Source organism: Gallaecimonas pentaromativorans (assembly GCF_003751625.1).
Lineage (GTDB): Bacteria > Pseudomonadota > Gammaproteobacteria > Enterobacterales > Gallaecimonadaceae > Gallaecimonas > Gallaecimonas pentaromativorans.
The window spans coordinates 188,025-207,928 of sequence record NZ_RJUL01000003.1 but is presented as its reverse complement, the minus strand read 5'-3'; the positions used below and the strand labels follow the sequence as shown (position 1 = coordinate 207,928).

At 60.7% G+C, this 19,904-nt stretch carries 20 protein-coding genes; 11 read left to right on the top strand and 9 right to left on the bottom strand.

All coding sequences use genetic code 11. The annotated features are described in order from the left end of the window. The first annotated feature begins 16 nt into the window (after positions 1 to 16). Positions 17 to 892, top strand: a complete 876-nt coding sequence (locus tag EDC28_RS06525) for an NAD(P)-dependent oxidoreductase (protein ID WP_050657296.1) — start codon at positions 17 to 19, stop codon at positions 890 to 892. Here EDC28_RS06525 and EDC28_RS06520 read toward each other — a convergent pair. Beyond that, positions 885 to 1,769: a LysR family transcriptional regulator gene (locus EDC28_RS06520; protein WP_123421055.1), complete on the bottom strand. Its 885-nt coding sequence runs from the start codon at positions 1,767 to 1,769 to the stop codon at positions 885 to 887. The two genes, EDC28_RS06525 and EDC28_RS06520, sit on opposite strands and share 8 nt — an antisense overlap. Before the next feature lie 90 nt (positions 1,770 to 1,859). Between EDC28_RS06520 and EDC28_RS06515 the strand changes: the two genes are divergently transcribed. Continuing rightward, a complete protein-coding gene (locus tag EDC28_RS06515; protein ID WP_050657298.1) occupies positions 1,860 to 2,264 on the top strand; it encodes a CidA/LrgA family protein in 405 nt (134 codons plus the stop codon). Next, entirely contained in the window at positions 2,254 to 2,949 is a 696-nt protein-coding gene (locus tag EDC28_RS06510; protein ID WP_123421054.1) for an LrgB family protein, read from the top strand. The genes EDC28_RS06515 and EDC28_RS06510 overlap by 11 nt, the downstream gene beginning before the upstream one ends. 25 nt (positions 2,950 to 2,974) lie before the next feature. Here EDC28_RS06510 and EDC28_RS06505 read toward each other — a convergent pair whose 3' ends face one another. Continuing rightward, positions 2,975 to 4,558 (bottom strand): RICIN domain-containing protein, encoded by a 1,584-nt coding sequence (locus EDC28_RS06505; protein WP_123421053.1) that lies wholly within the window; start codon positions 4,556 to 4,558, stop codon positions 2,975 to 2,977. Positions 4,559 to 4,829: 271 nt separating this feature from the next. On the opposite strand from EDC28_RS06505, the gene EDC28_RS06500 reads away from it, so the two are divergent. From EDC28_RS06500 to EDC28_RS06490, 3 genes are read left to right on the top strand one after another with little or no spacing between them, the layout of a single operon-like run. Continuing rightward, the gene (locus tag EDC28_RS06500) at positions 4,830 to 5,135 is read left to right on the top strand and encodes an ElaB/YgaM/YqjD family protein (protein ID WP_050657301.1); all 306 of its coding nucleotides are present in this window, start codon (positions 4,830 to 4,832) and stop codon (positions 5,133 to 5,135) included. Next, the gene (locus EDC28_RS06495; protein WP_050657302.1) at positions 5,132 to 5,530 is read left to right on the top strand and encodes a hypothetical protein; all 399 of its coding nucleotides are present in this window, start codon (positions 5,132 to 5,134) and stop codon (positions 5,528 to 5,530) included. Before EDC28_RS06500 ends, EDC28_RS06495 begins: the two co-directional genes overlap by 4 nt. Beyond that, positions 5,514 to 5,810: a hypothetical protein gene (locus EDC28_RS06490; protein WP_123421052.1), complete on the top strand. Its 297-nt coding sequence runs from the start codon at positions 5,514 to 5,516 to the stop codon at positions 5,808 to 5,810. The genes EDC28_RS06495 and EDC28_RS06490 overlap by 17 nt, the downstream gene beginning before the upstream one ends. Positions 5,811 to 5,835: 25 nt before the next feature. Here EDC28_RS06490 and EDC28_RS06485 read toward each other — a convergent pair whose 3' ends face one another. Further along, positions 5,836 to 7,050 (bottom strand): YbfB/YjiJ family MFS transporter, encoded by a 1,215-nt coding sequence (locus tag EDC28_RS06485; RefSeq protein WP_123421051.1) that lies wholly within the window; start codon positions 7,048 to 7,050, stop codon positions 5,836 to 5,838. 132 nt (positions 7,051 to 7,182) lie between these two features. Between EDC28_RS06485 and EDC28_RS06480 the strand changes: the two genes are divergently transcribed. After that, positions 7,183 to 7,743, top strand: a complete 561-nt coding sequence (locus tag EDC28_RS06480) for a TetR/AcrR family transcriptional regulator (RefSeq protein ID WP_050657305.1) — start codon at positions 7,183 to 7,185, stop codon at positions 7,741 to 7,743. Positions 7,744 to 7,784: 41 nt separating this feature from the next. Here the strand turns inward: EDC28_RS06480 and pyrC are convergent, their stop codons facing one another. Continuing rightward, a complete protein-coding gene (gene pyrC, locus EDC28_RS06475) occupies positions 7,785 to 8,822 on the bottom strand; it encodes a dihydroorotase (protein WP_050657306.1) in 1,038 nt (345 codons plus the stop codon). A 200-nt stretch (positions 8,823 to 9,022) separates the two neighbouring features. On the opposite strand from pyrC, the gene EDC28_RS06470 reads away from it, so the two are divergent. Beyond that, positions 9,023 to 10,141 carry a 5-methyltetrahydropteroyltriglutamate--homocysteine S-methyltransferase gene (locus EDC28_RS06470; protein ID WP_123421050.1) on the top strand — a complete coding sequence of 373 codons (1,119 nt, stop codon included), beginning with the start codon at positions 9,023 to 9,025 and terminating at the stop codon, positions 10,139 to 10,141. Between the two features lie 39 nt (positions 10,142 to 10,180). Here EDC28_RS06470 and EDC28_RS06465 read toward each other — a convergent pair whose 3' ends face one another. Then, the gene (locus EDC28_RS06465; RefSeq protein WP_050657308.1) at positions 10,181 to 11,029 is read right to left on the bottom strand and encodes a helix-turn-helix transcriptional regulator; all 849 of its coding nucleotides are present in this window, start codon (positions 11,027 to 11,029) and stop codon (positions 10,181 to 10,183) included. A 106-nt stretch (positions 11,030 to 11,135) separates the two neighbouring features. On the opposite strand from EDC28_RS06465, the gene EDC28_RS06460 reads away from it, so the two are divergent. Then, positions 11,136 to 12,551, top strand: coding sequence for an MFS transporter (locus EDC28_RS06460; RefSeq protein WP_123421049.1), 1,416 nt, complete (start codon positions 11,136 to 11,138; stop codon positions 12,549 to 12,551). A 443-nt stretch (positions 12,552 to 12,994) separates the two neighbouring features. Continuing rightward, complete coding sequence (locus EDC28_RS06455) at positions 12,995 to 13,789, top strand: SDR family NAD(P)-dependent oxidoreductase (protein ID WP_050657309.1); 795 nt, start codon at positions 12,995 to 12,997, stop codon at positions 13,787 to 13,789. 56 nt (positions 13,790 to 13,845) lie between these two features. On the opposite strand, the gene EDC28_RS06450 is transcribed toward EDC28_RS06455, so the two are convergent. Both EDC28_RS06450 and EDC28_RS06445 read right to left on the bottom strand, forming a co-directional pair. Continuing rightward, positions 13,846 to 16,392 (bottom strand): M6 family metalloprotease domain-containing protein, encoded by a 2,547-nt coding sequence (locus EDC28_RS06450; RefSeq protein ID WP_123421048.1) that lies wholly within the window; start codon positions 16,390 to 16,392, stop codon positions 13,846 to 13,848. Between the two features lie 349 nt (positions 16,393 to 16,741). Then, a complete protein-coding gene (locus EDC28_RS06445) occupies positions 16,742 to 17,569 on the bottom strand; it encodes a mechanosensitive ion channel family protein (protein WP_123421047.1) in 828 nt (275 codons plus the stop codon). Between the two features lie 104 nt (positions 17,570 to 17,673). On the opposite strand from EDC28_RS06445, the gene tadA reads away from it, so the two are divergent. Then, the gene (tadA, locus tag EDC28_RS06440; protein WP_050657312.1) at positions 17,674 to 18,207 is read left to right on the top strand and encodes a tRNA adenosine(34) deaminase TadA; all 534 of its coding nucleotides are present in this window, start codon (positions 17,674 to 17,676) and stop codon (positions 18,205 to 18,207) included. Here tadA and EDC28_RS20105 read toward each other — a convergent pair. After that, a complete protein-coding gene (locus EDC28_RS20105; RefSeq protein WP_157052851.1) occupies positions 18,162 to 18,320 on the bottom strand; it encodes a hypothetical protein in 159 nt (52 codons plus the stop codon). The genes tadA and EDC28_RS20105 overlap by 46 nt on opposite strands. Positions 18,321 to 18,409: 89 nt before the next feature. Beyond that, complete coding sequence (mltF, locus tag EDC28_RS06430; RefSeq protein ID WP_123421046.1) at positions 18,410 to 19,888, bottom strand: membrane-bound lytic murein transglycosylase MltF; 1,479 nt, start codon at positions 19,886 to 19,888, stop codon at positions 18,410 to 18,412. Positions 19,889 to 19,904: the final 16 nt, after the last annotated feature.

Sequence of the window (19,904 nt, the reverse complement as noted above, 5' to 3'; positions counted from 1 at the left end):
AAAAACAGGAGGAATGATGAACATTGGATTTATCGGTCTTGGCACCATGGGTAAGGCCATGGCCAGTAACCTGGTAAAAGCCGGTTTTAGCGTCAAGGTGTGGAACCGTTCCCAGGCGCCGGTAGAGGCCCTGGTAGCGCTAGGCGCCAAAAGCGCCCAGAGCCCGGCCGACTTTGGCGATGTCGAGGTGCTTGTCTCGATGCTGGCCGACGACGCCACAGTGCAGCAGGTGCTGGTGGACGACGGCGCCATTGCCAGCCTAAAAACCGGCGCTTTGCACATCAACATGGCCACGGTGTCGCTCAAATTGGCACAAAGCCTTGATGCCCAGCATCAGCAGCAGGGCCTTGGCTACATCGGTGCGCCGGTATTGGGCCGGGTGGACGTGGCCGAAGCGGGCAAGCTCAATATCCTGGCGGCGGGCAAGGCGGCGCTTTTGGAAAAGGCCGAGCCGTTGTTTGCGGTGCTGGGGGCCAAAACCTGGGTCTTTGGTGAGTCGCCTGCCCAGGCCAACGTGGTGAAACTGGCCGCCAACTTTTGCTTGGCCAGCGCCATTGAAACCATGGGCGAAGCCTCAGCGCTGGTGCGCGGCCACGGCGGCAGCGGCCAGGCATTTTTGGATATGCTCACCAATACCGTCTTTGCGGCCCCTGCCTACAAAACCTACGGCAACCTCATTGCCCATGAGCAGTACCAGCCTGCGGGCTTTAAGCTCAGCCTGGGCCTTAAAGATGTGCGCCTGGCGCTGGAAGCCGGTGAGGCCGGTAAGGTGCCCATGCCCTTTGCCAGCACCATGAAGGACAACTTCCTCGACGCCATGGCCCATGGCGATGGCGAGCTGGACTGGGCGGCCCTGGCCACCGTTGCCGCGCGCCGGGCGGGCCTTAGCTGAGCGGGTGAATTTCTTTGACGATGGCCAGCCAAGCCCGGGCGGCTGGCGATAAAAAGGCGTCGCGGCGCCAGATCATCGCCATGTCCCACTGGGTTTGCGGCTCGTCCAGCAGCACCCTTGCCACCCGTGGGTGAGGGCGCTGCTCGGCCATGCGCCGGGGCAAAAAGCTCACTCCCATGCCGGCGGCCACCAACTCGGTAATAAAGTCGATTTGGCTGCTGCGGGCGGTGACCAGCGGCGCAAAACCGCGCCGCCTGGCAGCGCTCATCAAGATGCGGTTTAACGAAAAGCTCGCCTCAAACAGGATAAAGGGCGTGTCTTTAAGCTCGTCCAGCGACACCGAGTCCTGGTCGGCCCTCGGGTGATCAACCGGCAGCATCGCCACCAGCGGCTCACTGCATACCATCTGGGTTTCAAAGGGCTCCGGGGCCGGTAGCAAGATGGCGCCAAGCTCGATGTCGCCGTTTTGCAGCATCTCTTGCAGCCGGTCGCTGCCTTGCTCCACCAGCCGCACATCCACCCCCGGGTAGCGCTTTTTGTAGCGGGCAAACACCGGCGCATACAAGGTGCTGCTGCCGATGGGGGGCAGCCCCAGTTGCAGGCTGCCGCGTTTAAGGCCGCGCAGCTCGTCAAGCTCGGCTTGTAAGTCTTCGCGCTCGGCCAGCATTCTCAGCGCTCGCTGGTACACCACTTCACCGGCGCTGGTCAGGCGGCTTTTGGGGCCGCTTCTATCCAGCAGCACCATGCCCACTTCGTCTTCCAGTTGTTTTACCGCTTTGCTGATGGTGGGCTGGGTGGCATAGAGCTTTTTGGCGGCCTGAGAAAAACCGCCTTGGCGCACCACTTCCAGGAACGCTCGCAGGTTTTTGAATTCCATGACTATTCCAATTTGGAATCCGGTGGATTCTATCAATTCATTTTTAACATGTTTTGGCCCGCAGTAAGCTTGCTGTCAAGGAGAAACGCCATGACCGCTCAATACCTGCGCCGCCGTTTTCGTTACGGTTTTCATCAAAGCCGCCTGTTGCAGGTAGGGCTTATTTTCGGGTTTTACCTGTTGGGCCAGGCCCTGGTGAGCCTGACCGGGCTGCCGGTGACCGGCGGCATTGCCGGCATGGTGCTGGTATTGCTGCTGCTGGGTAGCCGGCTGATGAGTCTGGCCTCCATGCGCCGTGGCGCCGACTGGTACCTGGCTCAGATGCTGCTGTTCTTTGTACCGGCGGTGCTGGCCATTACCGATCATCACGAACTGCTGGGGGTGCTGGGTCTCAAGGTGGTGGTGGTTATCCTCGGCAGCACCCTGGCGGTGGTAGGCGTTACCGCCCTGGTGATGGACCTTTGCCTGCGCCTTCGAGGCCACGATGCTCAGTAACCCCATAGTGCAGAGCCTGTTCTGGTCTGCCGTTACCATCTGCTTTTACCTGCTGGCCAAACGCATTCATGGCCGCTGGCGCCACGGCTGGCTAACGCCGGTACTGCTGACTCCGGTGCTGCTGCTGTTGCCAGTCTTGCTGCTGCACGAAAGCTACCAAGATTACATTCGCGGCACCGGTTGGCTGCTGGCGCTGCTGGGCCCTACCACGGTGGCCTTTGCGGTGCCGATTTATGAGCAGCGGGCCGTTATCCGCAAACACTGGCCGGTGCTGGCGGTAGGGGCGCTGGCCGGTAGCCTGACCGCCATTGCCTCAAGCTATGCCCTGGCCAGCGCCCTGGGCCTTGATGGCCAGCTGCGCCTTAGCCTGTTGCCCCGTTCCATCAGTACTCCCTTTGCCATGACCATGTCCGGCGACATTGGCGGTATCCCTGACCTTACCGCGGTATTTGTGGTGATAACCGGGGTTACCGGCGGCATTCTCGGCGAGGTATTGCTGCTGCGCCTTAGGGTGCGCTCGTCCCTTGCCAAGGGCGCTGCCATGGGCATGGGCGCCCACGGGGTGGGCACCGCCAAGGCCCAGGAGCTTGGCCGGGAGGAGGGCTCCTTTGCCGGTTTGGTGATGGTGTTGGTGGGGCTGCTGAACGTGTTGGCAGCGCCGCTACTCAGTTGGTGTTTGCATTGAAAAAGGCGCCGCAAGGCGCCTTTTTTTATTGCGGCCCGGTGCCGCCGTCTACCTCGCTACCCAGGCCCGAGGCAGGCTCTGGGCTGTAGAGGTAGGGCGGGGTAAACACCGTGGCGCCGCTGTCGCGGTATTGGTCGGTGGCAGATACCCCGGTGTAGGTGTTGCCCGCCGCGCTGAAGTAGCCCGAGCCCTGGTTCCAGTGCGGCTTGGCACTGTTTTCGAAGTAGTTGTTTTGCAGTAAAACCTGGGCGCCGTGGTCGGCGCCGACAGCAAAGTAGGTAATGTTCTTCCAGTAGTTGTTAAAGAGGTGCACCTGGCTGGAGGCGCCGTCAATTTTGGGGTTGCGGCCAGCGGCGCGGTCCCAAAAGTTGTGGTGGAAGGTCACTTGAGAGTCGTCCACCAGGTTGGTGTACCAGTGCTGGTTGGCGCACACCTGGGGGTTGTAGCCGTAGAAGCGGTTCCAGCTCAGGGTGACGTTGCGGCTGTTGACCATATCGACAAAGCCGTCGCTGATCTTGTTGAAGGCCACATGGTCAATCCAGATATGGCTGCTGCCATCAAGGCTGATGCCGTCGCCCGCTTCTACCAGCGCCGGGTTGATGTCTTCGATGGTGAGGTTGCGGATGATGACATTGCGGGCGCCGCCCAGGTTAAAGCTGCCGCCAATCACCCGGGCGCCGCTGCCAAGGCCCACCAGGGTCTTGTTGGAGCGCACGGTGAGGGTGGTTTCGTTGCGCACCACGTTTACGGTGTTGTTATTGGGGCTACCCAGCTCGCTGCAACTTTGGCTGCCCACCGGCACCCGGTACCAGGTTTTATCCGGGTCGTTCCACTGCGCGCAATCCAGAGGGCAGGCCGCCACAGTGCGGTTGGCCGAGTGGCAGTTGATGGTGGTGTTGTCTGGGATTTGAATGACCGCCGCCGAGCTTGAGCCAAGGGCCGAGGCCAGGGCGCTGCAACTGGTTACGGTAATGGCGCTGGCGTTGCCGCCGCCGGTGGTGGTGGCCAGGCCGTCGCTGCCGGAAATGGCGGCAAAGCCCACCGGGGAGCTGGCGCTGCCACTGCCGCTCCCGCCACAGCTGCCGCTCACCGGGTTGATATACCAGCGCTGAGAGCTGATACCGGCGTCACTGTTTTGGTAAACGTTGGACGCATTGGTGGCCCCGGCCACCGTCACCGACTTGCCGGTCAGCTTGGAGACAATATTAAAGCCGCCGCTGCTGGAGGCTTTGAGCTGCCATTGCTGGTTGTTGCCGCTCCAGTTGTCGAAGACGATGATGTTGGCGCCGTCCGAGCTGGAGGAATTGAGCACATCCAAGACCTGGCCGTTATAGGCTGACTGGATACTCCAGTAACCGTTGCCCAAGTCATTGAAATAAAACTGTTGGTTGGTGCCGCCCCAATACTCGTAGGTAATGACGTTGGGGGCGCCGCTGGTATCTGAGGTGTTAACGTCCAGCGCCAGGCCGGAGCCACGGTTGATAACGCTATAGAGCTGGCCCGATACCGGCATCTGGTTGCAGTTGTCGGCCAACGCCGCCGGGCTTGCCAGCGCCAGCAGGGTCCAGGCCAGTGTCAGCCAGCCCTTGGGGGTAAAAAACCTGTACATGATGCTCTCCTTTGGAGGGAAGTCAGGCCCTTGCAGGCCACCGGCATCGTTTGGTTGCACCGTGTTGTGGGGTGGGCAGACACCCTGACATTGTTTGGGAGCAGACTGCCTGCCCGCGCCTTGTGCCACAACTGCCAAAAAGCACAGGCCAGCCAGGCAGGTGCATTAACTCAACCTTATTAATCTTTAAAAACAAAAGCTTGTTGTTGAGTGCCAGGAGGGTGCTGGACTATAACTAAGGCTTGCCCCTCGTAATGCAAAGGAGTTTGTCATGGCTAAAGCCCCCCAAAGCACCGATCCGCAGGACAGCGCCCATAGTGCCGTCGAGCAGGCAGCCGCCAAGGCCCATGCCGCCATCGATAAAGCCGCCGGCGCCGCCGGCAGCGGCGAAGAAAAGCTGCATCACATGGCCGACGAGATGCGTGCCCAGGCCGAGCACATCGCCGACACCGCCAAGGCGCGCTCCAAAGAGCTGACCGACGCGGTGTGCGAATATACCCGCGAGCACCCCGTTAAAACCCTCGGCATCGCCTTTTTGGCCGGCGCCCTGGTGGCGTCTTTGGTTCGCCGCAAATGAGCGAGCCAACGCCCGGTACCGATGAGCCGGGTGATATTGAACGCTTAAAAGCCCTGGCCAGCGAACACTGGCACTGGCTTGGCGACTGGCTGAACCTGGCCCAGACCGAAGGCCAGTTGGTGATTGCCAGCGCAGTGCGGATGTTGGCCCTGGCCATAGCCCTGGCGCTGCTGGCGGCCAGCGCCTGGTTGCTGCTGCTGGCCGCCTTTGCTCTGGCCATCTGGCAACTGGGCATGCCGTTGCCCTGGGTGCTGCTGCTGAGCGCCTTTGCCTGCGTGGCCTCCGGCTGGTTGCTGTGGCGCGGCCTTTGCCATCAAGCCCGGCAATTGCGCTTCGACCGCAGCCTCAAAGCCCTGGGGCTTGCTAAGGAGAAAGCCCATGTTGGCACTGAATGAAAAAGCCCGCCTTAACAAGCAGTTGGCCCTGCAAGAGCAGCAATTGGCGCTTCGCACCAAGCAGCTTTCGGCCCAGCGGCAACTGGCCAAAGCGCAGGTTATGAAAAAGCTCGCCAGCCCCGAGGCGCAACTGGGCGCTTTTGCCCTGGGCTTTGTCTGGCGCGGCCCAAGGGGCGGTAAGCCTCGGCAGTTGGGTGGCCTTGGCTCGCTGGCATGGACCCTGGCGCTTTCTTTGGGAAAGCGCTACCTCTGGCAGCGGCTGGACCAGCCAAACCAATAAAAACGCGGGCCAAAGCCCGCGTTTTTCATGCCTGCTCGGCCGTTGTTGTCTTGCGGCCGGTTTTTAACACCAAAAGTCCATCGCCCAGTAAGATCAGCGCCAGTGCCACCACCGCCAGGGCAAACAGCAGGTGGTAACTGCCACCAGAACGGGTAAAGAGGTAGGAGTAGCCGTAGCCAGCCAGGGCCTGGAAGCTGGCAAAGACCACGGTTGCCCGGCTCCAGGTAGCGGCCTGTGCCTGGTGATCTCCGGGCAGCAACTGATGCACCTTGTGAAGGGCCAGGGGCACAATGCCGGGCGGGAAGGTGCCAATCATTACCGTGGCGACGGCCGTACTGACAAGGCTATTGCTGGCCAACAAGGCCGCCAGTACCAAAGCCTGTGCCACTACCACCAACCGCAGCGCCTTTGACGCCCCCAGTTTGTCGCCAAGCTGGCCATAAAGAACGGGCCCTACAATGGCGCCAAGGCCGTACAGCACCCAGAACAGGGCGCCGACATGGGCGCCCCGGCCAAGCCCCCTCGCTACGTAATCCACCATAAACACCATGGCGGGCACTAGGGCGGCGGCCATCAGCCCGTATTGCACATAAAACACCTTAAGGGCAAAACCGGGGTGTTCGGCGCCACTGCTGGCAACGGCTGCCTGGGCATGATGATGGCGCGGCCAACCGCGCCAGCTAAGGGCGGTCAGCACAAGGCCAATGGCGCCAAGACCAAGCCAGGTCGCTTGTAAGCCCCAGCCCAGCAACAAAGGCACCAGGGTGCCGGAGCCGGCGATACCAATGCCAAGGCCGAGGAATATGGCGCCACTGGCAAGGCCCCGGCGGCTGGCTGGGATATGGGGCAGCAAGGTGGCAGCCACCAGCACCATGATCACCCCACCGGTGATCCCCGACAGCAGCCGCCAGCCGAAAAACCAGCCCACCGACAGCGGAAAGCCGCACGCGAAAAAGGCGATGGCGGTCAGCAGCATCATCGTCTTTAGCACCGGCACATTGCCAAGGCGCCGCCCCAAAGGCCGGGCCAAGAGGGCGCCAATCAGGTAACCGGCCAGGTTGGCGGCGCCCAGGTAAATTACCTTGTCGGCGCTGAACCAACCGGCGGCGATCAGCGGCGGGATCAGCGGCGTGTAGGCAAAACGGGCCAAGCCAATGCCGATCAGGCTGGCGCAAAAACCGGCCAGAATGGCGGCCCAGGGAATATGCTCGGGTTGCCTGGCGCTGTTGTGGGGAGTCATGAAGAAGCCTCGTAGTTATCTTTGACAGTGGTGTCATTTTTGACATTGTTGTCATGATTGACATGGCTGTCAATGATGGCGATCATAAGCGCCAACGATAAGCATCATGCGGATTTTCGATAAGGAGCGGCCATGGCGGGCGTTCGGCAATTTGATGAAGAGCAGGTCCTGGCCGATGCCTTGACCCTGTTCTGGCAAAAGGGCTTTGTGGGTACCTCCATGCAGGAGCTGGCGACGGCCACCGGCGTGCAGCGCGGCTCGCTTTATAACGCCTATGGGGGTAAAGAAGCGCTCTTTATCGCCGCGTATCGCTGCTATCTCGCCAAATACATGCAGGGCATCAAAAAAGCCCTGGCCCAGCCGCAGCTAAAAGACGCGCTAGAGGCTTTGTTCGATTTCAGCATCAACCTTATTCGTACTGACCGGCGCGGCTGCCTGACCACCAAGACCGCCACCAGCGAGAGCGCCACCCCGGCTATCCACGAGGCTCTGCGCGCCCAGATGGACAACCTCAAGGCCTGCATCACAGAGCGCCTTATGCAATCGCCACAGGAGCTGGCCCTGCCGGTGGCCGACGCCGCCTTGCTGCTGCTTACCCACACCCGGGGCATAGTGGTGATGGAGCGGCTCTATGACGACCCGGAGCAGCTTCGCACCAGCGCCAAGGCGCTGACGGCGCTGTTGCTGAAATAAAAAACGCGGGCCAAAGCCCGCGTTTTTTATTAATCCCGACCTTAGCCCAGGTACTTCCAGCGCAGGCTCTCGCCGGCGCGAAGCGGCACTATCACGTCGCCGGCAAAGGGCAGCTCGGTGGGGGCCACCCATTGTTCTTTAACCAGGGTGACGGTGTCGGTGTTACGGGGCAGACCGTAGAAATCGGCGCCGTTGAAGCTGGCAAAGGCTTCCAGTTTGTCCAGCACCCCTAAGTCTTCGAAAATCTCGGCATAAAGCTCGATGGCGGCGTAAGCGGTGTAGCAACCGGCGCAGCCGCAGGCGTTTTCCTTGGCGCCCTTGGCGTGAGGAGCCGAGTCGGTACCCAGGAAGAACTTGTTGTTGCCGCTTACCACCGCGTCTTGCAGGGCCTGCTGGTGGATGTTGCGCTTCAAAATGGGCAGGCAGAAAAGATGCGGGCGAATGCCGCCCACCAGCATGTGGTTACGGTTATAGGCCAGGTGCTGCACTGTGATGGTGGCGCCCACATTGGGGCCCTGGCTTTGCACGAACTCGGCGGCATCTTTGGTGGTGATGTGTTCCACCACCACTTTGAGGGTCGGGTGGCGGGCCACCAGCGGCGCCAGGATGTCGTCCAAAAAGGCCTTTTCGCGGTCGAAAATGTCCACGTGGTTATGGGTCACTTCGCCGTGTACCAACAGCGGCATGTCGTTCTCGGCAAGGGCCGCGCAGACGTCGTCCAGCTTACCCAGATCGGTCACCCCAGAGTCGGAGTTGGTGGTGGCGCCAGCGGGGTAGAGCTTTACCGCCACCACTTTGCCGCTGGCTTTGGCTTCACGAATGATGGCCGGGGTGGTGTTGTCGGTGAGATACAGCACCATCAACGGCTCGAAATTCGAGCCCGCCGGGCGCTGGGCCAGGATGCGGTCGCGATACGCCAGGGCCTGGGCGGCATCCATTACCGGTGGCTTGAGGTTGGGCATGATGATGGCGCGACCCATCTGACGAGCGGTGGCAGGAACGGTATGGGCCAGCACGTCACCGTCACGCAGGTGAAGGTGCCAGTCGTCAGGGCGGATAAGGGTCAGGCGATCGGTCATGGTCTCGGTCCGGGCGGCTAAAAAACGGCGCCATTATAGACAAGGGGCGGGGCAATGTCTTTGGCATCCATCGTGCGGTGAAAAGCAGTGTTACGGGATTGGACGTTTGGATGTTTAGCCGTCTAAATGTAGAATGCCTTCACTAACGCCCCGTTTTGGCGCGCTTTTTTCGCGCCCGCTGCCTTAAAAAAGGAATGCCCATGTCTGTTTTTAACCTGCCTTCTCGCGCCGACCATGTCGGCAGTTTTCTGCGCCCGCCCTACCTTATTGAAGCCCGCGACCGCTATCTCAAGGGTGAGATCAACGCCCAGCAACTGCGGGAAGTGGAAGACAAAGCCATCAGCGATGTGGTGCAGCTGCAAAAAGACGTGGGCCTTAAGGCCATTACCGACGGCGAGTTTCGCCGCACCTATTTTCATGTGGATTTCCTGCGCCAACTGGGCGGCGTCTTTACCGACGAGCCCCGCACCCACAAGCGCGCCGACGGCAGCGAAGAGCTGACCCCGCCGCTGATTAAGGTCATCGAGAAGGTGCGCCACGTTAAAGACATCCAACTGGCGGATTTTCAATATCTGAACAGCCTCACCGGCGAGCCCGGCTTGGCTCCCAAGGTCACCATCCCCAGCCCCACCATGCTGCATTTTCGCGGCGGCCGCGGCGGCATCGACGCCACCGCCTATCCCGAGCTTGACCCGGATTTTTATGACGACGTGGCCAAGGCCTACGGTGAGGAGCTGCAATCGCTCTATGACGCCGGTTGCCGCTACGTACAGATGGACGACACCAACCTGGCCTACCTTTGCGACGAGAAAATGCGCGAAGCGGCGCGCCAGCGCGGCGACGATCCGAACGAGCTGCCCGGCCGCTACGCCGATTTCATCAACAAAGTCGTGGCCCGCAAACCCCAAGGCATGACCCTTGGCATGCACCTGTGCCGGGGCAACTTCAAAAGCACCTACGCCGCCGAGGGTAACTACGAGCCGGTGGCCGAAGCGCTGCTGAGCCAAATGCACATCGACGCCTACTTCCTGGAATACGACGACCACCGCTCCGGCGATTTTCGGCCGCTGCGTTTCCTTGGCAAGGACAAAACCGTGGTGCTGGGGCTCATTAGCTCCAAGTTCGGCCAGATGGAAAGTAAAGACGACATCAAGCGCCGCATCGATGAAGCCGCAACATACGCGCCTTTAGAGCAGCTGGCGCTAAGCCCCCAGTGCGGCTTTGCCAGCACAGTGCATGGCAACGATATCGCCTTTGACGAGCAGCGCGCCAAGCTCGAATTGGTGGTGGATATTGCCCGTGAGGTGTGGGGCGACTAACCCAAAAATATCGAAAAACGGCGCCCAAGGCGCCGTTTTTTATCCCCTTGGGGTAATGGCCGCCAGGGCCTCGCGGCTGGCGTCGTCCACTGGCACATACACCAGCAGCCTTTCGCCGTCCCGAGGGGCTGACCACCAGTTGCTCTGTTGCAGGACAATCTCCCCTGCCTGGGGGTGAAAGTAGCGCTTTTGCAGATTGCTGACGCATTCCACATCCTGGCGCTGCCACAGCGCGCCAAATTCGTCGGAGGCGGCCATAAATTTGGCCAACTGCTGCTGCCAAAGGGGGTCGTCAAAATGGCTGGCCATGTTGGCACGGAAGAACGCCACCAGCCGAGGCAACACGTCTTGTTCGTCAACAATGCTCTGGCGCCAGGTGCGGTTGGTCAGGGCAAGGTAGATACAGTTGCGCTCCTCCACCGGCACCTCGCCAAGGTTCACCCGGGTGAGATCGCAATAAGCCTGGTTAAAGCCGAGGATGTCAAAGCGGGCGTTCTGCACCATGGCCGGCAGCGGGTCGAGCTTGTCGAGCATCAGTTGGTTGGCGGTGCAGAGTTTTTCGCAAGGGGCCTTGGGTGAGCTGGGTTCGGGTTGCCCTGCCAGGCGAAACACATGGCGTTTTTCGGCCGCCGTGCATTGCAAAGCGGTGGTGATGGCCTCCAGCGCCTTGCTGGAGGCTTTGACATTGCGGCCCTGCTCCAGCCAGGTGTACCAGGTGGCGCTGACCTCGGCCAGCTGCGCCACCTCTTCACGGCGCAGCCCCGGCGTGCGGCGCCTGCCCACCTGGGGCAGGCCCAGGCGTTTGGGATCAAGGCTTTCCCGGCGAGAGCGCAGGAAGGCGGCCAGGTCTTTGGCGCGGGGCAGGGCAAGTTCGGTGTCGGTGGCCATGGTTGCCTCAACAAGGTGGTTTTTATACCAGGATAACCAAGCACTGGTACCAGGTTAATGTCCCCGGCAGACTGCCACTCATTGCTGCTGCTGACAAGGTGAAAATATGGCCAAAACTCTCACTCAACCCGTTCTGGCCTGGCCCGGCATCCTGGTGCTGCTGGCCGGGCAACTGCTGCCTTTGGTGGATTTTTCCATCATCAACGTCGCCTTGAGCGCCATCAGTCGCGATCTCGGTGCCAGCCATACCGAGCTGGAGCTGGTGGTGGCGGTATACGGCATCGCCTTTGCCGTTAGCCTCGCCCTTGGCGGGCGCCTGGGTGACAGGCTGGGGCGCCGGCGCCTTTTTATCTGGGGGGCGGCGCTTTTTGGCCTGGCGTCCTTGTTGTGCGGCCTGGCCGTTAACGTGCCCATGTTGCTGGCGGCAAGGGTGCTGCAAGGCATGGGGGCGGCGCTGGCGGTGCCGCAGATCCTCGCCACCTTGCATGTCAGCTTAAAGGGCGAGACCCACTCCAAGGTCATTGGTGCCTACGGCTCGGTGGGGGGCGTGGCTTTTATCATCGGCCAGGTGCTGGGCGGCCTGCTGGTGAGCTGGAACATCGCCGGCCTTGGCTGGCGCAGCGTGTTTTTGATTAACCTGCCCATTTGTCTGGCCATCTTGTGGGCCGCGCCGCGCTGGGTGCCACAAACCCGCAGCGACCACGCCCCAGGGCTCGACCTTAAAGGTGCCGGGCTGCTGGCCCTTATTCTCAGTTGCCTGCTGCTGGCCATGTCGCTGGGGCCGGTGCTGGGTTGGCCGCTGTGGGCCAAGGTATTGCCGCTGGTTGCCGTGTTACTTGGCTGGGCATTGTGGCAGGTAGAAAAGCGCCAGCCCTTTCCTCTGTTGCCGCCTCGCCTTTTTGCCCTGGTGTCGATGCGCTTTGGCCTGCTGCTGGCGCTGTTGTTCTTCGGGAGCTGGGGCGGCTTTATGTTTGTGCTGGCGCTTACCTTGCAAGCCGGCCTTGGCATGAGCCCGGCGCTCTCTGGGGAGTCTTTTATTGCCCTTGGGCTGGTGTTCTTTTTGGTGGCACTCAACAGCGCAAGGGTCAACCGTCGCCTGGGGCCGGTGCGCACCCTGGTGCTGGGCCACGGCATTCAAATTCCGGGGCTGGCGCTCCTTATTGCCACCTTTCAAAGCCAATGGCCGGCGATTTCGGTGTGGAGCCTGGTACCGGCCACGGCGCTGGTGGGGGCAGGGCAGGCGTTGATCGTCGGCTGCTTTTACCGCATCAGCCTTGCCGACGTGCCCCACAGCGACGCCGGCGCCGGCAGCGCCATGCTCTCTACCATGCAGCAATCGGCCCTTGGCCTGGGGCCTGCGCTCTTTGGCGGCGTTTTTGCCTGGCGCCTCAGTGCTGGCAGCTACCCGGCGGCCCTTAGCCTGGCGCTGGAGCTGGAAATTGGCGCCATGGTGCTGCTGGTGCTGTGCGCCTGCCATTACGGTTTGAAGGTACGCCGCAGTGCCCGCCTGGCGGCCGGTTAAAGCGGCAGATTATCTTCTATGTACTGCGTTTGGTTAAGTTAAAGGGCTTTGCCTGAACCCAATACAGGGTGGGGCAAAGCCCTCTTTGGCTATCGCCGCTACCCTTGCCGATGCAGCCAAAACTCAGACGAGAAAAAGAGTTTTACTGCTTCTAATGCCTCAGCAAGGCCTTGTTCAGTGCTATTGATAACGCAGCTACCTGCTTGATTTTGATGCCAGAGGTGCTCCTGCAATACCCTGAACAGAACCTCTACGACGGTTAAGACTTCGGTGGTTTCCTTGCCGAGCTTTCCCTACAAGAGGAAGCAAGAAAGGCCAGTTGGCCGTTTTGGGGTGAGCAGATACTGCGTTTTACCAAAGCCGCCGAGCTAAAGCTGGGGGCCACGAGCTAGCCCTGCTGGATATGGCCAGCCGCTGAATTTTCGTAGCGATGAGGATTAATGATGAACATCGAGCTAAGAGACAAAGTTGCCATTATTACCGGTTCCACCCTGGGTATTGGTTTTGCCACTGCCAAAGGGCTGGCCGAGGCCGGTGCCAAGGTGGTGCTGAACGGGCGCAGCCAGGCCAAGGTCGATAAAGCGGTTGGCGCCCTCAGAGACTTGGTGCCAAACGCCGAGATAACCGGGGTGGTGGCGGATCTGCAAAGCGCCGAAGGCTGCGATACCTTGGTTAAGGCCTTTCCCTTTTGCGACATCCTGGTCAACAACGCCGGTATCTTTGGCCCCCAGGATTTCTTTGAAACCGACGACGCCACCTGGCAGCGCTATTTTGATGTCAACATCATGTCGGCGGTGCGCCTCTCCCGCGCCTACCTGCCGGCCATGGCCGACAAAGGCTGGGGTAGGGTTATCTTTCTCAGCTCCGAGTCGGCCCTTAATATCCCCGAGGACATGATCCACTACGGCATGACCAAAACCGCGCTGCTGAGCATCTCCCGTGGCCTTGCCAAGCTGATGCGCGAAACCGGCGTTACTGTCAACGCGGTGCTGCCGGGGCCGACCTTAAGCGAAGGGGTGGCCGAAATGCTGGCAGAAGACGTGGCCAAAACCGGCAAAACGCTGGATGAGGTTGGCCGCGATTTTGTTAAAGCGGCTCGGCCCTCGTCCATCATTGGCCGCCCGGCCAGGGTGGAAGAAGTGGCCAACATGATTGTCTATGCCTGCTCCAAGCAGGCGTCCGCCACCACAGGCGCTGCATTGCGGGTAGACGGTGGGGTGGTCGACACCCTGGCCTGAACCCCAGGCAACAAAAAAAGGCAGCGTAAAGCTGCCTTTTTTATTGGTGCGCTGACTTAGCTGCGTTGGCGGCGAAGCAGCAGCAGTGCTGCCAGGCTCAGCCAGCTCAGGCTGCCACCACCACCGCCACCACCACCGGTGTCACTGGTCGAGGGGGTAACGGTACTGGTTACCGGGCTTTGGGTCACGGTGACGCTCTGGCTGGCGCTGGCGCCGCTGGGGTCGGTTACCGTTACCGCAAAGACGTAGCGCTGAGTGGTGCTGCTGGCTGGCAGCGCCGCGCTCAAGGTGGCACTGCTGCCATCAAAGCTCAGGCTAGTGCCGCTGGTTTGCTGCCAGCTGTAGCGCAGGGTATCGCCGTCCACGTCCTTACCAATGGCGGTCAGGCTGAGGGTGGCGGCGCCGCTCAAGCTGGTGCTGCCGCTCAAGGTCAGGGTCGGGGCGTCGTTTACCGCCGCCACGTCTATCACTAGGCTGTGGCTGGCGGTGCTGGTGATACCCACTACCGACAGGTTAAAGGTCGCCTCGCCGTTGAAGTTGGCAGCCGGGGTGTAGACCAGGGTATCGCCGTTTTGGGTCAGGGTGCCGCTACTGTTACTGGACAGCGACAAGGTCTGGCCGGCAAGACCCAGGGCCGACAGCGAAATGGTCAGCGGTTGGTCTTCGCTGGTGCTGAAGGTCTGTGGTTCGCCCTGGCTGGTGCTTTGGCTCAGCAGCAGGGTGACCAGGGCCGCGCTGGTGAGGCTCTGGCCGTTGGGGCGGTACTGGTTGCTGGCGCTGCTGCCGGTTTCGGTAGCAAAGCCGGCGTTGGAGGTGACCACCAGCATGGCCGGGCCGGTCAGGGTTTGGCTGCTTTCGAGCATCCAGCGGTGCCAGCCGGCGTTGCCATCAAAGCTACCCAGTTCGCTGATAAGGCTGCCAGGTTTGTTGCCGCCGGTCCAGCTATAGAGCGCCAGGCTGACGGTGCCGCTGGCAGGCAGGTAGAAGTCCACGCCATCGAGGGTGCTGGAGGTTTTATCAAATCCCCAATAAAGGTTGCCGGCCACGGCTACCGGGCTTTGGCGGTAATGGTGCTGCAACAGGGCGCTGCGGTCATCCTGGCTGATGGCAAGGCTGTAGGACATGGGCAGAGCCGGGTCGCTGATGGCGCTTATCTGCACCGGGCTTTGCTGGCCGTCACGGGTAACGGGGCGGTATTGGCGCACCTTGGCGTAGCCGGGGAACAGATCGCCGCTGTCGCCTTGGTTGCTGCCGGCGTCAAGGTCGCCGCGGCCATCGGCCTGCACTATGGCCAGTACCGGGCGGCTGACGTCGGTGTTGTCGCTGACCCTGGGGTCGGCTTGCTCTATCAAAAGGCCAGTGCCGGGCAGGCCGGCGTCATAACCGCCGCCCCGGTATTCCAGATACAGCACTTCACCCAGTTGCTGGCCGCGAAGATAAGGGTCGATATAGAGGGTTTGCACCTGGTTATCGGCCAGTTGGATATTGCCGTCGGCGTTTTGCACTTCGGCATCACTCAGGCCGGCGGTGGTTTTGGACCAGGCGGTTAAATCGGCCGGCGTCTGGCCAAGGTAGGTGTCGGTGCTGGCTTTGTTCCAGTTGCCGGTACCCATCAGGCCCCAACGGCCAATGCCGGAAGGGGCGCCGTCTACATACAAGTCCGGCAGGCCCAGCAGCAAGTGGCCCAGTTCATGGGCGAAAATGCCCATGGTGGCGCCGTGGTCACCTTGTACTTCACCTACCGCCAAATAATCGCGCAGGTTAACGCCGTCCAGGCTTTGGGTAGGCATCACCCAGCGGTGAGCCCAGATGGCCGGGCCGCTGGCGCCATAGCTGGCTTCTTCGCCGGCATAGACAAACTGCACCGCCAACTCGCTGGGGCTTAAGGTGCCGTCACCGTTGCTGTCGAAGGAAGCAAAATCCACATAAGGGTCGGCGGCGGCCAGGGCGGCGGCCAAGGTGCCGTCGATGCCGTAATCACAATCGTTGCCGCAGGCCGGGTGGTTGCGGTTAAGGCTGACGTGGACCACGCCGTCGTTAGCCCCTTCGCTCTCGGTTGCCGGCACCAAGGTCAGCTGTTGCTGGCTTTGCTCGAGGTAGTAATTGGCAAGGCTCTTACCGCTGCCCCACAGGGTATCGGTAACATCAAATTGGCTTTGCACATCGTTAAAGGAGACAACGATGGTCAGCACCGGGTGTTTGCCGGTAAGGCTGGCCGCTTGCGCCAAGGCGCTTTGAGTCGTTGCAGCGGCGCTGAAGGCCGCTTCGCTGCTTTGCTCTTGCACCAAGTGGGTCGCTACCGGGCGGTAGTGGCTTACCGCAAAGGCCGGGGCCTTCTCGGTGGCGGCAACATCCGAGGGCTGCAAAGCGCCGAGCAGCTCACGGGCATAGACCCAGCTGTCGCCATTTTTGACGATGGCTTGGCCTTGGGCGTTTTCATACCAGTTGTGAAAGGCATTGCCTTTGAGCTGCACTTCAATGGTGGCGCCGCTCGGTTGGGTCAGGGTGATTTGCCGCGGCGCCGGGGCAGAAGCCTGGGCATAACCGGACAGCAGGGTGCAAGAAGCCAGCACTGCACAGGGCAGTGAACGCGCAAGGAACATCTCCGCCTCCAGACGTCTACGACGAGGTGGTTAAACACAAGGGAATCGACGGGGCGGATTTTACGAAGTGGATATTTTTTGTGCAATACATTGTGCATGGACTGTGTAAGAGATTGTCCATAGTGGTGAGGAATGTTAACAGACAGGTGCTGGTTTTTTGTTCGCTAGTAGTTTGTTTTGATTGTTGTTTTTTTAATCAGTAAATGCTGATAAATAAACTGGTATGACCTCTAAAATTTTTTTAGCTAAATCAATAACGTCAAAACTTTGGCGCGGAAAATGTTAATCGTTCTCGGCGCCAGCTTGGGCAAAGAAAAACCCCGGCGCCAGGCCGGGGTTTTTGATGGCCTTACTTGGCCTGGTGGATGTGTACGTCCCGCTGCGGGAAAGGGATCTCGATACCTTTGGTGTCGAAGGTCTTTTTAACCGTTTCCATGGTCTCGAAGAACACCGGCCAGTAGTTACCGGCGTCCACCCAGGCCCGCACCGTGAAGTTCACCGAGCTGTCGGCCAGCTCCGAGAGCACGACCATCGGCGCCGGCTCTTTATGGATGCGCTCGTCGGCGTCGAGGATGCCTTTGAGGGTTTCTTTAACCAGGTCGATATTGGCGCCGTAGCTCACCCCAAACACGAAATCCACCCGGCGGGTAGGTTCGCTGCTGAAGTTAATCAAGCTGTCGTTGGAGACTTTACCGTTGGGGATGATCACCCGTTTGTTGTCGGGGGTGGTCATGATGGTATTGAAGATCTGGATCTCCTTGACGGTACCTGAGTAACTGTTGGTCTGGATAAAATCGCCCACCTTGAAGGGGCGGAAGAACAGGATAAGCACCCCACCGGCAAAGTTGGCAAGGCTCCCCTGCAGCGCCAGGCCAATGGCCAGGCCCGCCGCACCAATCACCGCCACAAAGGAGGTGGTGGCGATACCGATCAAGGAGGCCACCGAGATCATCAGCAGTATCTTGAAGATAATGCTGACCAGGCTTTTCAAGAAGTGGCGCAGGGTAGGCTCGACCTTGCGCGCCTCCATGCCCTTATCCACCACCTTGGCAAAGCTGTTGATCAGCCACAGGCCCACCAGCAGGACGATAATGGCCAGCAGCAGCTTGGGCGCATACTGCATCACCAGCTCGATGCCCTGGTCGACATATTTATTCGCATCTTCGATATGAAGCATTTTCAGTCCCTTCAATTGGTTATCCGCGATATCAGCATGGAGCAGCCACCTGTTGTCGTCAATTGGTGGCCGCCCTGCCGGGCTCGGCAGTATAATCGCGGCCCATGAACGAGAACTTGCTAGAAGACGACATCCACTGGATGCGCCAGGCGATGGCCCTGGCCGACAAAGCCGCCGCCGCCGGGGAAGTGCCGGTGGGGGCGGTACTGGTCAAAGACGGCCAGGTGCTGGGGCAGGGCTATAACCTCTCCATATCCTTGAGCGATCCCAGTGCCCATGCCGAGCTGCAGGCCATTCGCCAGGCCGGCCCGGCGCTTGCCAACTACCGGCTACTGGACTGCACCCTTTATGTCACCCTCGAACCTTGCGCCATGTGCGCCGGGGCCATGGTTCATGCCCGCATCAAGCGTTTGGTGTTTGGGGCCAGCGACTTAAAAACCGGCGCTGCCGGCTCGGTGATGGACATCTGCCGCCACCAGGCCCTCAATCACCAGTTGGAAGTGACGGCCGGGGTGCTGGAAGCGGAGTGTGCAGAGCAGTTAAGCGGGTTTTTCAAGATGCGCCGGGCGCAGAAGAAGGCCGAGAAAGCGGCTCAGGCGGCAGCGTCTGCCGAGCGCTGCAATTGCAGCAGGGAGTGAATGCGGTTGCGGTGCAGGTTGCGCTTGTGCAGGCGTTTCATCTTCAAATGGCGGCGCCAGTCGTGGCCGCGTAGGGTCCGTTTTTTGGTCAGGGATGAACGGCGTTTCAGCATAGGCTCCTCCTTGGGTACAAAGCCGTTGTCAGTGCCGCCTGTGGCGGTCTCGTCTGTGACATCATAGATACGGCCTTTACGCGCCTTTTTCAATCCTTGGGCGTGACGTTTTCGTTAACGCTGTCATTCGGGTCTTGGTCGCTGTCGTCGTCGGCGTCGTCCGCTTTGGCCTCGTCGTTGTCGGTATTGGCCACCTGCTGGCCTTGCAGCCACACCAGGGTTTCGTAGTAGCGGCGGATGTTATCCACGTATTTAACCGGCTCGTCGCCGCGGGCATAACCGTGGCGGGTCTGGCTGTACCAGGCTTTTTTACGCAGCAGTGGCAGGTTCTCTTTTACATCCACCCAGGAGTTGGGGTCGCCGCCCCGTTTCTCGGTGATGCGCCGGGCGTCCAGCACGTGGCCTTCGCCGACGTTATAAGCGGCCAGGGCAAACCACACCCGCTCGTCCGGCGGAATGGACTCTGGCATGCGGTCAAACAGCTGATGCAAATAGTTGGCGCCGCCACGGATAGACTGGGCCGGGTCCAGGCGGTTGTTGATGCCCAGCAAGTCGGCGGTGTCCAGGGTCAGCATCATCAGGCCCCGCACCCCGGTAACCGAGGTAGCCGAGGGGTTCCAGTGCGATTCCTGGTAGCTCATGGCGGCCAGCAAGCGCCAGTCAAAATCCCCGGCGTATTTTTCAAAATTGGCCTGGTAGCGCGGCAGTTTGCGGTCAACGGCGCGCATAAAGGAGCGGGTGTCCACGTAGTCGAAGGTGCGCACGTGGCCGTAGTACTTTTCTTCCAGGCGGGCGATAACGCCGGTCTGGCTCATCTCGCCAAAGAACTCAATCAGGGCGGCGTAGAGGCTGTCGTCGTTGTTCTTTTGGAAGGCCCAGGCCACGGGCTGCTCGTCAGAGACGGTAAAACCCACCATCAAATCCGGGTAGAAGCGCCGGTTAAGGGCGAGGTTGTTGGAGTCGGCCACGGTGTAATCGAGGTGCCCGGCCAGCACCTGCTGCAACAGTTCGTCGGCGTCCATGTCCGAAGTCTCGGTCCACTTGAGGTCCGGGTGGGTCTTGGCCACCTGGGCCAGGCGCTCGGCGTGGGCCGAGTAGGCCATTACCATCAAAGAACCGTCGGCCAGATCGTCAAAATCACGGGGGCGGCGGTGGCCGCGTTTGTATACCAGTTTTTGGCTTACCGCCTGGTAGGCAGGGGCGAAGCGAAAATGCGCGCGCCGCTCGGGGGTGACGCTAAGGCCGGCTGCCAGCAGATCGTATTGGCCCTTTTCGAGCTTGGGGAACAGGTCGCTCAGAGAATAGCTGGGCTCAATCTTGAGTTTGACGCCGAGGTAGTCGGCAAACATGGCGGCCAGTTCGTAGTCCAGGCCTGCCGGGCCGTCGGCCGCCTCAAAATAGGTGGTGTCCGAGTAGCGCGTGCCAACGCGTAGCTCTCCCCGTTCGAGGATGCTTTCCAGCTGGCTGCTGTGCTCGGGGGCAGGCGGGTTGCCGCCGTCCTGGCAGGCTGCCAGTAGCAGCACCAACGCAGGCCAAAACCCTCGCCACTTTGGGGTGATTTTGCTCATCTGGTGGCGTTTATAT

Bases quoted from the DNA above. Each gene is read 5' to 3' on its own strand.
- EDC28_RS06485 (WP_123421051.1), bottom strand. From the start codon at position 7,050: ATGACTCCCCACAACAGCGCCAGGCAACCCGAGCATATTCCCTGGGCC.
- pyrC (WP_050657306.1), bottom strand. From the start codon at position 8,822: ATGACCGATCGCCTGACCCTTATCCGCCCTGACGACTGGCACCTTCAC.
- EDC28_RS06465 (WP_050657308.1), bottom strand. From the start codon at position 11,029: ATGGCCACCGACACCGAACTTGCCCTGCCCCGCGCCAAAGACCTGGCC.
- EDC28_RS06445 (WP_123421047.1), bottom strand. From the start codon at position 17,569: ATGCTTCATATCGAAGATGCGAATAAATATGTCGACCAGGGCATCGAG.
- EDC28_RS06455 (WP_050657309.1), top strand. From the start codon at position 12,995: ATGAACATCGAGCTAAGAGACAAAGTTGCCATTATTACCGGTTCCACC.
- EDC28_RS06515 (WP_050657298.1), top strand. From the start codon at position 1,860: ATGACCGCTCAATACCTGCGCCGCCGTTTTCGTTACGGTTTTCATCAA.
- EDC28_RS06480 (WP_050657305.1), top strand. From the start codon at position 7,183: ATGGCGGGCGTTCGGCAATTTGATGAAGAGCAGGTCCTGGCCGATGCC.
- EDC28_RS06460 (WP_123421049.1), top strand. From the start codon at position 11,136: ATGGCCAAAACTCTCACTCAACCCGTTCTGGCCTGGCCCGGCATCCTG.
- EDC28_RS06450 (WP_123421048.1), bottom strand. From the start codon at position 16,392: ATGTTCCTTGCGCGTTCACTGCCCTGTGCAGTGCTGGCTTCTTGCACC.
- EDC28_RS06500 (WP_050657301.1), top strand. From the start codon at position 4,830: ATGGCTAAAGCCCCCCAAAGCACCGATCCGCAGGACAGCGCCCATAGT.
- EDC28_RS06510 (WP_123421054.1), top strand. From the start codon at position 2,254: ATGCTCAGTAACCCCATAGTGCAGAGCCTGTTCTGGTCTGCCGTTACC.
- EDC28_RS06470 (WP_123421050.1), top strand. From the start codon at position 9,023: ATGTCTGTTTTTAACCTGCCTTCTCGCGCCGACCATGTCGGCAGTTTT.
- tadA (WP_050657312.1), top strand. From the start codon at position 17,674: ATGAACGAGAACTTGCTAGAAGACGACATCCACTGGATGCGCCAGGCG.
- EDC28_RS06525 (WP_050657296.1), top strand. From the start codon at position 17: ATGAACATTGGATTTATCGGTCTTGGCACCATGGGTAAGGCCATGGCC.
- EDC28_RS06505 (WP_123421053.1), bottom strand. From the start codon at position 4,558: ATGTACAGGTTTTTTACCCCCAAGGGCTGGCTGACACTGGCCTGGACC.
- EDC28_RS06520 (WP_123421055.1), bottom strand. From the start codon at position 1,769: ATGGAATTCAAAAACCTGCGAGCGTTCCTGGAAGTGGTGCGCCAAGGC.
- mltF (WP_123421046.1), bottom strand. From the start codon at position 19,888: ATGAGCAAAATCACCCCAAAGTGGCGAGGGTTTTGGCCTGCGTTGGTG.
- EDC28_RS06490 (WP_123421052.1), top strand. From the start codon at position 5,514: ATGTTGGCACTGAATGAAAAAGCCCGCCTTAACAAGCAGTTGGCCCTG.
- EDC28_RS20105 (WP_157052851.1), bottom strand. From the start codon at position 18,320: ATGCTGAAACGCCGTTCATCCCTGACCAAAAAACGGACCCTACGCGGC.
- EDC28_RS06495 (WP_050657302.1), top strand. From the start codon at position 5,132: ATGAGCGAGCCAACGCCCGGTACCGATGAGCCGGGTGATATTGAACGC.